Here is a 13,210-nt window from a genome sequence, read left to right on the forward strand (position 1 = left end):
TGTGTATAAGAGACAGGTCAAATACATCCCCAAATCGCCCAAACCCCGCGCCGTAATCGTGTACGCACCATAGCCTTTAGCCCTCAGCCGCCGCAGGTAGCGGCCCTCAAATCCTCCCTCTAAGGGAACGTACAGGGCCAGGGACCCCGACTTTTCCAAATCCCGAATCATATCTGAACCAGTTGTAATCAGTCCCATAAATTTGTCTTGCCTGCAGTTTAAAATTTGGTCGATCGCAACAGAGCGAGCTTGAAACATTATAAATCCTCAAGAGAGGGCCAAAAGTTTAGTCCGGGACGCATTCCGATCGAGAAACCGGGTTTTTAACCTTGAGCGAAGGTTTTGAGCAAGTATAGTCGTCAAAAAACCAGGTTTCTGGTGACTGCACAATTCAAAAAGTTATCCACAGCGGCCTTGACAAACTGCAAACACTTCATGTACTATTTTGAGTTGTCGCCGTAAAGGATACTGAGTAGCTTGCCGCTCAAGTCCTGGCACAAAAAAGCAAGACCGAGACAAAACTCGGAGATCGAACAGGTAAAAAGCCTCGAATCTCAACCCTTGCAAGACTTCCACAAGCTCGCTCCCAAATTTAAAACACAAATTTTAAACACCGAGGAAAGCTGTTGGTTGATAACAGTTAATTGCAGGAACACTGAAATAAATGTTTCTGCACAAGAGCAAGCGGATTGACTTAAACCAAGCAATCCGAAACCTCTTGCGTAAATAAAAGGAAAAAAATCCGTGTCTGTAGGCATTCTTGGTACAAAACTAGGCATGACTCAAGTGTTTGACGCTGAAGGAAGAGCAATCCCCGTCACCGTCATACAAGCAGGGCCTTGTACAGTAACTCAAATCAAAACAAAACAAACTGACGGCTACGGTGCCGTTCAAGTTGGATATAGCGAAGTTAAACCAAAGGCTCTCAACAAGCCAGAATTGGGACACCTTGCCAAGTCGGGGGCGAATCCGTTGCGCCACTTGCACGAATACCGCTTGGAAGACACCAGTTCCTTTGAATTAGGTCAACAACTAAAAGCAGATACTTTTACGCCCGGACAGTTAGTAGATGTCATCGGTACAAGCATCGGTAAAGGTTTTGCAGGCTTTCAAAAGCGCCACAACTTCAAACGCGGTCCGATGTCTCACGGTTCCAAAAATCACCGCGAACCCGGATCGATCGGACCTGGAACAACTCCGGGGCGCGTCTATCCCGGCAAAAGAATGGCAGGAAGGATGGGCAACGTTCAAGTCACCGTCCGCAAACTCACGATAGTCCGGGTGGATGCAGAGCAGAATCTGTTGCTAATCAAGGGAGCTGTTCCCGGAAAAGCCGGCGCCTTAGTCAATGTTGTGCCTGAGAAAAAAGTAGGACGTTAGTCAGTAGTCAGTAGTCAGTAGTCAGCAGTCATTAGTTGGCGGTTAGTAATCAGCAATAACTAAGAACTAAAAGCTGAAAAGTCAAAGCTGAAAACTAAGAGCTAAAAACAGGCAACAGACAACTGAACACTAAAAACAGACAACAGACAACTAATAACAGACAACTAACAACAGACAAAGGACAAAAAATATGGTTAATTGTGTAGTGCGAAATTGGCAAGGCGAAGAAGTTGGGGAAACAACTTTAGAGCTTCGTGTAGCCAAAGAAGAAAATGCGTCTCACGTGGTTCACAGAGCTCTGAGACGGCAAATGGCAAACGCCCGTCAAGGAAATGCTTGCACCAAAACTCGATCGGAAGTCAGAGGCGGCGGCCGCAAACCCTGGCGTCAAAAAGGCACCGGTCGAGCCAGAGCAGGTTCAATCCGTTCTCCGCTGTGGCGGGGCGGCGGTGTCATCTTCGGACCCAAACCGAGAGACTTTGAAATCAAGATGAACAAAAAGGAACGCCGCCTCGCTTTGCGGACAGCATTCCAAAGTCGCACCGATGACATGATTGTGGTTGAAGAATTTGCAGAGCAATTTCCCAGACCGAAAAGCAAAGAACTGCTGAGTGCGATCGCCCGTTGGGGCATCGAACCGGATACAAAAGTTCTGTTAATCTTGCCAGAACCGCAACTTAACGTCTACTTGTCAGGACGCAATATCGAATTAGTAAACGTCATCTTGGCAACGTCCCTAAATGTTTACGACGTTCTCGCCGCTGACAAAATTATCGTCACCTCTACAGCCATAGCAAAAATTCAGGAGATTTACGGTGAGTAAAATCGACCCCCGCGACTACGCAGATTTGATCCAGCGTCCGATTCTCACCGAGAAAGCCACCCGAATGATGGAATTAAATCAATTCACATTCGATGTAGCCCCAAAAGCGACAAAGCCTCAAATCAAAGCAGCAATCGAAGAGCTATTTAAGGTTAAAGTCATCGGCGTAAACACCCAAAACCCGCCGCGCAAAAAGCGCCGAGTTGGTAAATTCGTCGGCTTTAAACCGGGTTACAAGCGAGCAACAGTAACTCTCACCGACGGAGACTCGATCCGCAAACTGCTATTCCCAGAAGTTTAAAATTTAGTAATAGGTAATCGGCAATGGGTAGTCGCTAATCGGTAATCGGTAAATTAAAAGTATGAAAAATGAATTCAAAGTTCACAACTTCTAATTACCAATTACCTTTTTGCCAATTACCTTTTTGCCAATTACAAATTACCAATTACCAACTACCGATTACCAAATTATGGGCATTCGTTCTTACCGACCTTATACCTCCAGCACCCGAGAAAAAACCGTCTCGGACTTTGCTGAAATTACCAAGTCAGAACCAGAAAAGTCTCTAACCAGCAACAAGCACACCAAACAAGGCCGCAACAACCGAGGCGTTATCACCTGCCGCCACCGGGGAGGCGGTCACAAACGGCTTTATAGAGACATCGACTTCCGCCGCGACAAACACGGCATTCCTGCTACCGTCAAGGCGATCGAATACGACCCCAACCGCAACGCCCGCATCGCCCTCGTGTTCTACAAAGACGGCGAAAAACGGTACATCCTGCACCCCCTCAACTTAGCCGTCGGCACAGTAATTGTCTCAGGCCCTGACGCGCCGATCGAAATCGGCAACGCTCTCCCCCTGAAGAACATTCCCCTCGGTACCAGCATCCACAACGTCGAGCTAGTACCGGGAAAAGGCGGACAAATCGTGCGTTCCGCAGGCTCTAGCGCTCAGCTAATGGCAAAAGAAGGTAGCTACGTCACCCTCAAACTGCCCTCCGGCGAACAGCGCAAAGTCCGCGCCGACTGCTACGCCACCATCGGTCAAGTCGGCAACACAGACGCCAGAAACATCAGCCTCGGCAAAGCCGGCCGCACCCGCTGGAAAGGCCGCAGACCCACCGTTCGCGGTAGCGTCATGAACCCGGTAGACCACCCGCACGGCGGCGGCGAAGGCAGAGCGCCCATCGGGCGATCGGGCCCAGTTACCCCTTGGGGCAAACCAGCATTGGGTGCCAAAACCCGCAAGAAAAACAAGCGCAGCGACGATTTAATCGTCCGGCGCCGTCGCAAATCTTCCAAGCGCGGTAAGGGCGGCAGACAAAGTTAATCAGTTGTCATCAGTCCGAAGTCATTAGTTTTTATTGATTGACAACCGACAGATGATAACTGACAACTGGCAACTGACAACTGACTCACTAAAAAAACCATGTCTCGATCGCTAAAAAAAGGCCCTTTTGTAGCAGACCACCTGCTGACAAAAATCGAAAAACTCAACGCCGAAGGCAAAAAACAAGTAATTAAAACTTGGTCGCGCTCTTCCACAATACTGCCACAAATGGTAGGTCACACCATCGCAGTTCACAACGGCAGACAGCACCTCCCAGTCTACCTCACAGACCAAATGGTAGGTCACAAATTAGGAGAATTTGCTCCGACTCGCACCTTTAGAGGTCACAGTGATAAAAAGGCAAAAAGATAGCGGAATTAGGTGACAGGTAATAGGTAATAGGACAAACTTTTTCCCAATTACAAATTACCTTTTTCCCAATTACAAATTACCTACTTACCCAAATCGAAATGGTTATAGATACCACATCCGAAATTAAGGCGATCGCCCGTTACATCAGAACTTCACCATTTAAAGTGCGCCGAGTTCTCGACCAAATTCGCGGCAAAAGCTATCAAGAAGCACTGATTCTCCTCGAATTCATGCCCTACCGCGCCTGCGAACCGATAGTTAAAGTTTTGCGATCGGCAGTAGCCAACGCCGAACACAACGCAGGACTCGACAAAACCAAGCTAGTAGTTTCTCAAGCTTACGCAGACCAAGGCCCAGTCCTCAAGCGCTTCAGACCCCGCGCTCAAGGTCGCGCCTACCAAATCCGCAAGCCAACTTGTCACATCACCGTAATAGTAGCTCCGCTCCTAGAGGACTAAACCAGGGAAAACGTAATAGGTAATAAACAGCTTAAAGTTGAAAAAATAGGTAATCGCCAATTACTTTACTTCAAGGAACGGAAATCAAGGAGTGGCAGACAGTTGTTTTTTACCTCTTGCTTCTTCCTTCTCTCCCGACCATAACTAAAGTCTTGCTTCTTGCTTCTTCCTTCCCTATTACCAATTACCAATTAACTCATCAAATATTATGGGCCAAAAAATACATCCAATTGGTTTTCGTCTCGGCATTACCCAAGAACACCGCTCTCGCTGGTTTGCTGACCCGAAAAACTATCCAGAACTGTTGCAAGAAGACTCCAAAATCCGCAAATACGTCCGCAAAACCCTCAGCAATGCAGGCATTTCCTCGGTCAGAATTGAACGGAAAGCCGATCAAATCGACCTAGAAGTCTTCACCGCCAGACCAGGCGTTGTCGTAGGCCGCGGCGGAGCCGGTATCGAAACTTTGCGCGTCGGTTTGCAGCAACTACTCGGCAACAACCGCCAAATCCGCATCAACGTAGTCGAAGTTCAGCGCGTAGACGCAGATGCCACGCTGATCGCAGAATATATTGCCCAGCAACTAGAACGGCGCGTATCCTTCCGCCGAGTCGTGCGCCAAGCAATCACCCGCGCCCAAAAAGTCGGCATCCAAGGCATCAAAATTCAAGTCAGCGGACGGCTCAACGGTGCAGAAATCGCCCGTACCGAATGGACGCGCGAAGGCAGAGTCCCCCTGCACACCCTGCGGGCCGACATCGACTACTCCTGCTGCACCGCTCAAACCATCTACGGTATTCTGGGCATTAAAGTTTGGGTTTTCAAAGGCGAAATTATTCCCGGACAAGAACAAGAATCTGCACCAAATGCAGCAGTACCCCGGACTAAACAAAAGCGTCGCCGCCAGAACTTTGAAGATCGATCGAACGAAGGCTAACTAATTGTTAACTGTTAGTTGTCACTTGTTAAGTGTCAGTTGTGCCAAACCAATTAGCAATTAGCAATCACCAATTACCAATTACCAATTACCAATTACCCAACTCCCAAAGCCATGTTAAGCCCTAAAAGAACAAAATTCCGCAAACAACAGCGCGGGCGAATGAGCGGTCAATCCACCCGCGGCAACACAGTTAGCTTTGGCGACTTCGCGCTCCAAGCAATCGAACCCGCCTGGATCACTTCCCGCCAAATAGAAGCCGGACGGCGCGCCATGACCCGCTATATCCGCCGGGGCGGCAAAATCTGGATTCGTATTTTTCCCGACAAACCAGTCACCCAGCGCGCCGCAGAAACCCGGATGGGTTCCGGTAAAGGCGCACCAGAATTTTGGGTTGCCGTCGTCAAACCAGGCCGGATCATGTTTGAAATTGGTGGCGTAAACGAAGAAACTGCCCGCGAAGCAATGCGTTTGGCATCCTTCAAATTACCGATTAAAACCAAGTTCATCACCCGCGAAGGAGACCAATCATAGCGACAATCGCCGCAGTAAAAGTAGGTCGGCATCCGTCATAATTTTAAACGGCTACAGCAATTTAAAATCTGACCTAGACAACTTTTATTTCTTGCGACTTTCAGTATCTAGACAATTCTGTCTTCACGCTATCCGATAGCTCACGATAAATCACACAACTATGTCTTTGACCAAAATTAAAGAAGCTAGAGAATTAAGCGATGCAGCAGTAGCAGAGCAAATTTTAGCCGTCAAGCGCCAACTAATGGAACTGCGGCTCCAGCAAGCTACCGGCCGCATGGAAAAGCCTCACCTGTTCAAGCACGCCAAACATCGGCTCGCTCAATTAATGACAGTTGAACGCGAGCGCCAAATCGCAGCCGATGCAAAAGCTACAGCCGAAAAAGCCGCAGCCCAATCAGCCGAACAGCCTGCTGCAACGGCAGTCAGCCCAGAGACAGAAGCAGCCGAGCCCGCGATCGCACAATAGTTCAAAAAAACTCAATTGCACAACAAAGATAGGTAGCTATGGCAGTTAAAGAACGAGTTGGCGTAGTAGTCAGCGACAAGATGGATAAAACCGTCGTGGTAGCGATCGAAAACCGCTCCTCCCACACCAAGTACGGCAAAATCGTAGTCCGCACCAAACGGTACAAAGCTCACGACGCAGAAAATCAGTGCAAATCGGGCGATCGCGTCCGCATCACTGAAACTCGCCCCTTGAGCAAAACCAAACGCTGGACGGTTGCTGAGATTTTTGGGACAAAAAACGCCTAACAGTTAATTGCGATCTCGCGATCGTCCGATCGAAAATTAACAATCAACTACCAGTCAACAGTCAACAGTCAACAGTTAACAGTCAACAGTTAACAGTTAACACTCAACAATCACCATGATTCAACCCCAGACATACCTCAATGTCGCCGACAATAGCGGAGCCCGCAAACTAATGTGCATCCGCGTATTGGGAGGCGGCAACCGCCGCTACGGCGGAGTCGGCGATGTCATCATTGCCGTCGTCAAAGACGCCATCCCCAATATGGCCGTCAAAAAATCCGATGTCGTCAGAGCCGTCATTGTCAGAACCCGCAAAGCCTTGCGTCGCGACAGCGGCATGAGCATTCGTTTTGACGACAACGCCGCCGTCATTATCAATCCAGAAGGCAACCCCAAAGGCACTCGCGTTTTCGGTCCAGTCGCCCGCGAACTGCGCGACAAAAACTTTACTAAAATCGTTTCCTTAGCCCCGGAGGTACTTTAAAATGTACGGAAAAAAGGGTAAAGCAACTAGCGAACCGCAGCGCTACAGAATGCACGTCAAAGCAGGCGACACCGTGCAAATAATTACTGGCAAAGAAAAAGGAAAAGTCGGAGAAATCTTAAAGACATATCCTAAAGCCAGCAAAGTAATTGTTAAAGGTGTAAACATCATCACCAAGCACGTCAAGCCCCAGCAAGAGGGAGAGTCAGGAAAAATAGTCACCTTTGAGGCTCCCATTCACAGCTCAAATGTCATGCACTATTCCGAAAAAGAGAAAATCGCCAGCCGCGTTTGCTATACATTTAGTGAAGATGGTCGGAAACTGCGACAGCTCAAAAAAACCGGAGAAATCATCGATAATTAGTTATTGGTTATTGGTTATTGGTTATTGGTTATTGACCACAAATAACAACTAACAACTGGCAACCGACAACTGACAGCCGACAACTGACAAAGAACAAATCCCTGACCAAGCCCAGGGAAAGTCAACGAAACACAAAAACTATGCCGGACAAACTCAAAGTTCTTTATCAAGGAAAAATTGTTCCGAAACTGATGGATCAGTTTAAATATACTAATATCCATCAGGTTCCCAAACTCGTCAAAGTCACCGTGAACCGCGGTTTGGGAGAAGCATCTCAAAATGCTAAGGCACTAGATTCATCCATCAACGAAATTGGCATCATCACCGGACAAAAACCAGTGGTGACGCGGGCGAAAAAAGCGATCGCCGGCTTCAAAATCCGCAAAGGAGTACCCGTAGGCGTTATGGTGACGCTGCGAGCCGATCGGATGTACGATTTTCTCGATCGGCTGATCAACCTAGCACTACCCCGAATCCGCGACTTCCGGGGCATCAGTCCCAAAAGCTTCGACGGTCGCGGCAACTACAGCTTGGGTCTGAGAGAACAGCTCATCTTTCCAGAAATAGAATATGACAGCATCGATCAAATTCGAGGCATGGACATTTCGATTATCACCACAGCAAACACCGACGAAGAAGGACGCGCTTTGCTTAAAGAAATGGGAATGCCGTTCCGGGATAACTAAGCACTAGAGTAAGAAGCAAAAGATGGCAGCTAACGATACCATAGCAGATATGTTGACGCGCATTCGCAATTCTTGCATGGCGCGCCACCAAACAACACAAATTCCAGCTACAAAAATGACCCGTAGCATCGCCCAAGTCCTCAAAAACGAAGGCTTCATCAGCGAATTTGAAGAAGCCGAACCAGAAGGGATAAAGCGACAGTTAGTGCTTTCTCTCAAGTACAAAGGCAAAACTCGCAAGCCCATTATCACGGCACTCAAACGAGTCAGCAAACCAGGACTGCGCGTTTACTCGAACCGGAAAGAATTGCCCAGAGTATTAGGTGGAATAGGCATTGCCATTATCTCCACCTCCAGCGGCATCATGACCGATAGAGAAGCCCGACGACAAGGTTTGGGCGGTGAAGTGCTTTGTTATGTTTGGTAGTCATTAGTCATTAGTCATTAGTCACCGATCATTGGCAACAAACTCCAAAATCGATCGCTAAGGACTAATAACTAAAGACTAACAATCAAGGACTAATAACTAAAAACAAAGGACAAAAAATATGTCGCGAATTGGCAAGCGTCCGATTAGCATCCCCACGAAAGTCACAATCACCCTAGACGGTCAAAAAGTAGCCGTCAAAGGCCCTAAAGGTGAACTTTCCCGAGTCATACCAGCAGAAATCCTGATGGGACTCGAAGGCGAAACTTTACTCGTCACCCGCCGAGATGAATCTCGCGTCGCCCGTCAACTGCACGGCTTGTGTCGCACCCTCGTCGCCAACATGGTCGAAGGTGTATCAGAAGGTTTTCAACGCCGCCTGGAAATTATCGGCACAGGTTATCGGGCACAGGTTCAAGGACGAAACCTGATTTTAAACGTCGGTTACAGCAAGCCCGTGGAAATGCCCCCTCCAGAAGGCATCACAATGGCAGTTGAAGGCAACACCAACGTCATTGTCTCCGGCATTGACAAAGAACTCGTAGGCAATACAGCAGCCCGCATCCGCGCGGTGCGTCCCCCTGAAGTCTACAAGGGTAAAGGCATTCGCTACAGCGGCGAAGTCGTCCGGCGCAAAGCTGGTAAAACAGGCAAAACAGGTAAGAAGTAGACATGAAGCTTACTCGCAAAGAATCAGTCCATCGCAGACACCGCCGAGTGCGCCGCAAGGTATTCGGCACCTCCGAACGTCCCAGACTAGCCGTATTTCGATCGGACCAGCACATCTACGCCCAAGTAATCGACGACACGGCACAGCACACTTTGGCAGCGGCTTCAACCTTAGATCCCGAATTGAAAGCCGAACTCACTTCCGGAAACAACTGCAGCGCCAGCACCAAAGTCGGTCAGTTGATTGCCAAACGCTGTTCCAGCGCTGGCATAGTCAGAGTCGTATTCGACCGCGGAGGCAACCTCTACCACGGTCGCGTTAAAGCCCTCGCAGAAGCAGCTCGCGAAGCCGGGTTAGACTTTTAGGAAGGAAGAAGGAAGAAGGAAGAAGGAAGAAGGAAGAAGGAAGAAAGAATCAAAAACAAAATTCTTAATTCCTAATTGTTAATTCCAGAACCTACTACCAATTAATAATCCTCAATTCCCCAAAGGACAAAACTATGGCAGAACAAAAAGAACAGCGCAACAAGAAAAAAAGTAGCAACAACAAAGGACGCGAAAAAGAATCCGAATGGCAAGAACGGGTTGTTCAGATTCGCCGCGTTACAAAAGTAGTCAAAGGCGGTAAAAAACTCAGCTTCCGCGCCATAGTCATTATCGGCAACGAACGCGGTCAAGTTGGAGTCGGAGTCGGCAAAGCTAGCGACGTAATCGGTGCTGTTAAAAAAGGTGTCGCTGACGGCAAAAAGCACCTAATTGAAGTGCCACTCACCAAATCTAACTCCATCCCTCACCCCATCAACGGTGACGGCGGTGGAGCTAAAGTCATGATGCGGCCGGCATCTCCTGGAACAGGGGTAATCGCAGGGGGAGCAGTGCGAACAGTTCTCGAACTAGCAGGAGTCCGCAACATCTTAGCCAAACAGCTAGGTTCTGGAAACCCATTAAACAACGCCAGAGCAGCAGTCAACGCCCTCTCCACCCTCCGCACCTTGTCCGAAGTTGCTCAAGAACGCGGAATTCCAGTAGAAAACCTCTACGGTTAAGGACTAGGGAACGGGACGAATTGTCAGTTTTGAGTATTAAGTATTGAGTTTTGAATAAAAAATTTCATTTCTCAAAACTCAAAACTCAAAACTACCAATTACCAATTACCAATTACCAATTACCAATTACCAAAACTATGAGATTGCAAGACGCCCGACCAAAAGCGGGTTCCACAAAACGCCCGCGCCGCTTGGGCAGAGGTATTTCTGCCGGTCAAGGCGCGAGTTCCGGTAAAGGGATGCGCGGTCAAAAATCTCGAGCCGGTAGCGGCACTAGACCGGGTTTTGAAGGCGGTCAAAATCCTCTCTACCGCCGCCTGCCCAAGCTCAAAAGCTTCCCGATCGTCAACCGCAAAGAGTACACTACCATTAATGTAAGTAAATTAGCATCGCTGCCAGCAAACACAGAAGTTACTCTCACCTCTTTGATCGAAGCAAAAATTGTCACCACTGACGATGGGCCGCTGAAAATCTTAGGAGATGGCGAACTCAATGTGCCCCTGCAAGTGCGCGCCAAGGCTTTTACCGCAGGTGCTCGCACCAAAATTGAAGCCGCCGGCGGAAGTTGCGAATTAATTGCCTGAAGATTTGAGGTTTGAGAAAATGTCCAAATCTCAAATCCTCAAGCTTGCTATCAGAAAATGATTTAGTCGAAAATCCCAAATCTAAAATCCCAAATCGTAACTATGGACGTTAGTAGAGAAAAAGCGCCAACTGCACAAGAGACATTCATGCAGATGGCTCAAGCTGCTGGTTTGCGGGGCCGCATCCTCGTAACCCTTGGCTTATTAATTTTAGTGCGCCTAGGTGTCCACTTGCCAGTCCCCGGTATCGATCGAGCTGCCTTTGCCCAAAACGTCCAAAATAGCCCTTTAATAGGCTTTCTGGACTTGTTTTCAGGAGGCGGCCTGTCAGCTTTGGGGATTTTCGCCTTGGGGATTTTGCCCTACATTAATGCTTCAATTATTGTGCAACTTCTAACGGCGGCTCTGCCGAGTTTAGAAGACTTGCAGAAAAATGAAGGAGAAGCGGGGCGGCGCAAGATTTCTCAAATTACTCGCTACGTTTCCTTAGGCTGGGCTATTCTGCAAAGCATTGGCATTGCGATTTGGGTCAGCCCTTTTGCTCAAGCTCCAGCGCCTTTATTCATAGCACAAACTGCTTTGGCCCTGACGGCAGGGTCGATGTTTGTCATGTGGATATCGGAAGTAGTCACGGAGCGAGGTATTGGGAACGGAGCATCGCTGTTGATTTTTATCAACATTGTCTCGGTTTTGCCGCGTTCTTTGGGACAAACTTTTGAGTTGGCCCAAAGTGGCGATAACGCGATTGTCGGCCGCGTAATTGTGCTGCTGCTGGTCTTTTTGGTGACGATTGTCGGGATTGTTTTTGTTCAGGAAGGTACTCGCCGGATTCCGATTATTTCTGCCCGCCGCCAGGTCGGCCGCAAGGTTTATCGGGAGAGTCGCAGCTATCTACCCCTGCGCTTGAATCAAGGCGGAGTAATGCCGATTATTTTTGCATCTTCGGTGTTGATTGTGCCTTCTTTCCTCGCTCAGTCTCTCAATCAGCCGTTTTTGGTTCAAGTTGCTAATGTGTTGAGTCCGAATGGCCCGGCGCCTTGGGCTTACGCGCTGTTTTATCTGACTTTGATTCTGTTCTTCAGCTATTTCTACGCTTCGTTGATTGTCAACCCCGTAGATATGTCTCAGAACTTGAAGAAAATGGGCGCCAGTATTCCTGGGATTCGTCCAGGTCAGAAAACCAGCGATTATGTGGAGAAGGTTTTGAACCGTTTGACTTTCTTGGGCGCGATATTTCTGGGTCTGGTGGCAATTGTACCAACGGCTGTAGAAAGTGCGATCGGAGTGCAAACTTTTAGAGGCTTTGGCGCAACTTCCCTGCTAATTCTAGTAGGTGTGGCGATCGAAACTGCTAAGCAAATTCAAACTTACGTCATCTCCCAACGATATGAAGGAATGGTGAAGTAATCGCAATGCAACTGATTTTTATGGGGCCTCCAGGGGCGGGAAAGGGAACTCAGGCTCAGCTTTTAGCCGCTCTCTGGAAAATACCCCACATTTCTACGGGTGACATCCTCCGCGCCTGCGTGGTGGCGAAAACAGCCTTGGGTCTAAAGGCGAAAGCCTATATGGATGCTGGTGAATTGGTTCCCGACGAGTTATTGATGGAGATCGTCCAAGAACGCATGGATCAACCAGATGCAACTGCAGGCTGGATTCTGGACGGCTTTCCCCGCACTGTCGCACAGGCAGCGTTTTTTGACACGCTACTCTGTGATGTTAGCGGTGCTGGGGGTAAGTCTGGTAAGGAGTGCGATATCAGAGCTGTCAATTTGGACGTACCTGATAATGTTTTGGTGACTCGCCTGCTGTCGCGGGGCCGCCAGGATGACAATGAGGAGACGATCCGGCGCAGGTTGCAAGTTTATCGCGAGCAAACTGAGCCTTTGATTGAGTTTTACAGCGTGCGGGAACAGTTAGTTGCGGTTGATGGCGATCGCGACATGGAATTAATCACCGCAGAACTGCAACAAGCTCTGTCTGGCGACTCTTGAACCCTCTCAACAGAGCTTGTTATTCACCAAATTTTGCTAAGATATGTTAACTAGGAGCTTTTTGTGCTATCAGGTTTTGTGAGGGTTGCTAGAAACAGGATTGAACTCGATACTAATTGCCACAACTTTACTCGAGTAAAGCTAAAGCGATCGAGAAAGTTGAGTTTTTAAGTCGATCGAGTCGCCTGAATAATTGCCCCCCTTCCCGTTTGACGGGCCCAAAACGGATACAATCCCCGGACAATCGTGGCAGTGATTCCCAAATTTTAGAGGAAAGTTAAAACTTTCAGATTTATTTGTAGAGTCGATTCTTCAATTTTGAAATCGACTGACTCCTACCAGTAAATCGGTTTTGAGGCGGT

Annotated in this window: 21 protein-coding genes; 20 read left to right on the forward strand and 1 reads right to left on the reverse strand. The window is 48.5% G+C overall.

Translation table 11 applies throughout. The annotated features are described in order from the left end of the window. The coding region (gene ndhN, locus IQ270_RS12920) for an NAD(P)H-quinone oxidoreductase subunit N (RefSeq protein WP_193973633.1) at positions 1–198 on the reverse strand (198 nt) is incomplete at its 3' end. Positions 199–744: 546 nt separating this feature from the next. Here ndhN and rplC point away from each other — a divergent pair. The 20 genes from rplC to IQ270_RS13020 all read left to right on the forward strand — a co-directional run bounded on the left by rplC (position 745) and on the right by IQ270_RS13020 (position 12,848). Next, entirely contained in the window at positions 745–1,380 is a 636-nt protein-coding gene (rplC, locus tag IQ270_RS12925) for a 50S ribosomal protein L3 (protein WP_193973602.1), read from the forward strand. 190 nt (positions 1,381–1,570) lie between these two features. Beyond that, entirely contained in the window at positions 1,571–2,203 is a 633-nt protein-coding gene (gene rplD / locus IQ270_RS12930; protein WP_193973603.1) for a 50S ribosomal protein L4, read from the forward strand. Beyond that, a complete protein-coding gene (locus tag IQ270_RS12935) occupies positions 2,196–2,504 on the forward strand; it encodes a 50S ribosomal protein L23 (protein WP_193973604.1) in 309 nt (102 codons plus the stop codon). The genes rplD and IQ270_RS12935 overlap by 8 nt, the downstream gene beginning before the upstream one ends. A 169-nt stretch (positions 2,505–2,673) precedes the next feature. After that, positions 2,674–3,537: a 50S ribosomal protein L2 gene (rplB, locus tag IQ270_RS12940; protein WP_193973634.1), complete on the forward strand. Its 864-nt coding sequence runs from the start codon at positions 2,674–2,676 to the stop codon at positions 3,535–3,537. A gap of 99 nt (positions 3,538–3,636) precedes the next feature. Beyond that, the gene (rpsS, locus tag IQ270_RS12945; RefSeq protein WP_193973605.1) at positions 3,637–3,909 is read left to right on the forward strand and encodes a 30S ribosomal protein S19; all 273 of its coding nucleotides are present in this window, start codon (positions 3,637–3,639) and stop codon (positions 3,907–3,909) included. 98 nt (positions 3,910–4,007) lie between these two features. Continuing rightward, on the forward strand, positions 4,008–4,367 hold the full coding sequence (rplV, locus tag IQ270_RS12950) for a 50S ribosomal protein L22 (RefSeq protein WP_193973606.1): 360 nt from the start codon (positions 4,008–4,010) through the stop codon (positions 4,365–4,367). Between the two features lie 208 nt (positions 4,368–4,575). Then, positions 4,576–5,304, forward strand: coding sequence for a 30S ribosomal protein S3 (rpsC, locus tag IQ270_RS12955; protein ID WP_193973607.1), 729 nt, complete (start codon positions 4,576–4,578; stop codon positions 5,302–5,304). A 114-nt stretch (positions 5,305–5,418) separates the two neighbouring features. Next, on the forward strand, positions 5,419–5,838 hold the full coding sequence (gene rplP / locus IQ270_RS12960) for a 50S ribosomal protein L16 (RefSeq protein WP_193973608.1): 420 nt from the start codon (positions 5,419–5,421) through the stop codon (positions 5,836–5,838). 160 nt (positions 5,839–5,998) lie between these two features. Next, positions 5,999–6,307: a 50S ribosomal protein L29 gene (gene rpmC, locus IQ270_RS12965; RefSeq protein WP_193973609.1), complete on the forward strand. Its 309-nt coding sequence runs from the start codon at positions 5,999–6,001 to the stop codon at positions 6,305–6,307. A gap of 38 nt (positions 6,308–6,345) precedes the next feature. Next, positions 6,346–6,594: a 30S ribosomal protein S17 gene (gene rpsQ / locus IQ270_RS12970; protein ID WP_193973610.1), complete on the forward strand. Its 249-nt coding sequence runs from the start codon at positions 6,346–6,348 to the stop codon at positions 6,592–6,594. A 115-nt stretch (positions 6,595–6,709) separates the two neighbouring features. Beyond that, positions 6,710–7,078 (forward strand): 50S ribosomal protein L14, encoded by a 369-nt coding sequence (gene rplN / locus IQ270_RS12975; protein ID WP_193973611.1) that lies wholly within the window; start codon positions 6,710–6,712, stop codon positions 7,076–7,078. Between the two features lies 1 nt (position 7,079). Further along, positions 7,080–7,442: a 50S ribosomal protein L24 gene (gene rplX / locus IQ270_RS12980; protein ID WP_228056318.1), complete on the forward strand. Its 363-nt coding sequence runs from the start codon at positions 7,080–7,082 to the stop codon at positions 7,440–7,442. A gap of 140 nt (positions 7,443–7,582) precedes the next feature. Continuing rightward, complete coding sequence (rplE, locus tag IQ270_RS12985) at positions 7,583–8,128, forward strand: 50S ribosomal protein L5 (RefSeq protein WP_193973612.1); 546 nt, start codon at positions 7,583–7,585, stop codon at positions 8,126–8,128. A gap of 22 nt (positions 8,129–8,150) precedes the next feature. Then, the gene (rpsH, locus tag IQ270_RS12990; protein ID WP_193973613.1) at positions 8,151–8,555 is read left to right on the forward strand and encodes a 30S ribosomal protein S8; all 405 of its coding nucleotides are present in this window, start codon (positions 8,151–8,153) and stop codon (positions 8,553–8,555) included. 121 nt (positions 8,556–8,676) lie between these two features. Further along, positions 8,677–9,225 (forward strand): 50S ribosomal protein L6, encoded by a 549-nt coding sequence (gene rplF, locus IQ270_RS12995; RefSeq protein WP_106333885.1) that lies wholly within the window; start codon positions 8,677–8,679, stop codon positions 9,223–9,225. Positions 9,226–9,227: 2 nt separating this feature from the next. Continuing rightward, positions 9,228–9,590: a 50S ribosomal protein L18 gene (gene rplR, locus IQ270_RS13000; RefSeq protein WP_193973614.1), complete on the forward strand. Its 363-nt coding sequence runs from the start codon at positions 9,228–9,230 to the stop codon at positions 9,588–9,590. A 134-nt stretch (positions 9,591–9,724) separates the two neighbouring features. Then, the gene (gene rpsE / locus IQ270_RS13005; RefSeq protein WP_193973615.1) at positions 9,725–10,270 is read left to right on the forward strand and encodes a 30S ribosomal protein S5; all 546 of its coding nucleotides are present in this window, start codon (positions 9,725–9,727) and stop codon (positions 10,268–10,270) included. 137 nt (positions 10,271–10,407) lie between these two features. Beyond that, a complete protein-coding gene (rplO, locus tag IQ270_RS13010; RefSeq protein WP_193973636.1) occupies positions 10,408–10,854 on the forward strand; it encodes a 50S ribosomal protein L15 in 447 nt (148 codons plus the stop codon). A gap of 102 nt (positions 10,855–10,956) precedes the next feature. Beyond that, positions 10,957–12,261: a preprotein translocase subunit SecY gene (gene secY / locus IQ270_RS13015; RefSeq protein WP_193973616.1), complete on the forward strand. Its 1,305-nt coding sequence runs from the start codon at positions 10,957–10,959 to the stop codon at positions 12,259–12,261. A gap of 5 nt (positions 12,262–12,266) precedes the next feature. After that, the gene (locus IQ270_RS13020; RefSeq protein ID WP_193973617.1) at positions 12,267–12,848 is read left to right on the forward strand and encodes an adenylate kinase; all 582 of its coding nucleotides are present in this window, start codon (positions 12,267–12,269) and stop codon (positions 12,846–12,848) included. Positions 12,849–13,210 lie beyond the last annotated feature (362 nt).

Source organism: Microcoleus sp. LEGE 07076, assembly GCF_015207455.1.
Classification (GTDB): domain Bacteria; phylum Cyanobacteriota; class Cyanobacteriia; order Cyanobacteriales; family Microcoleaceae; genus Microcoleus.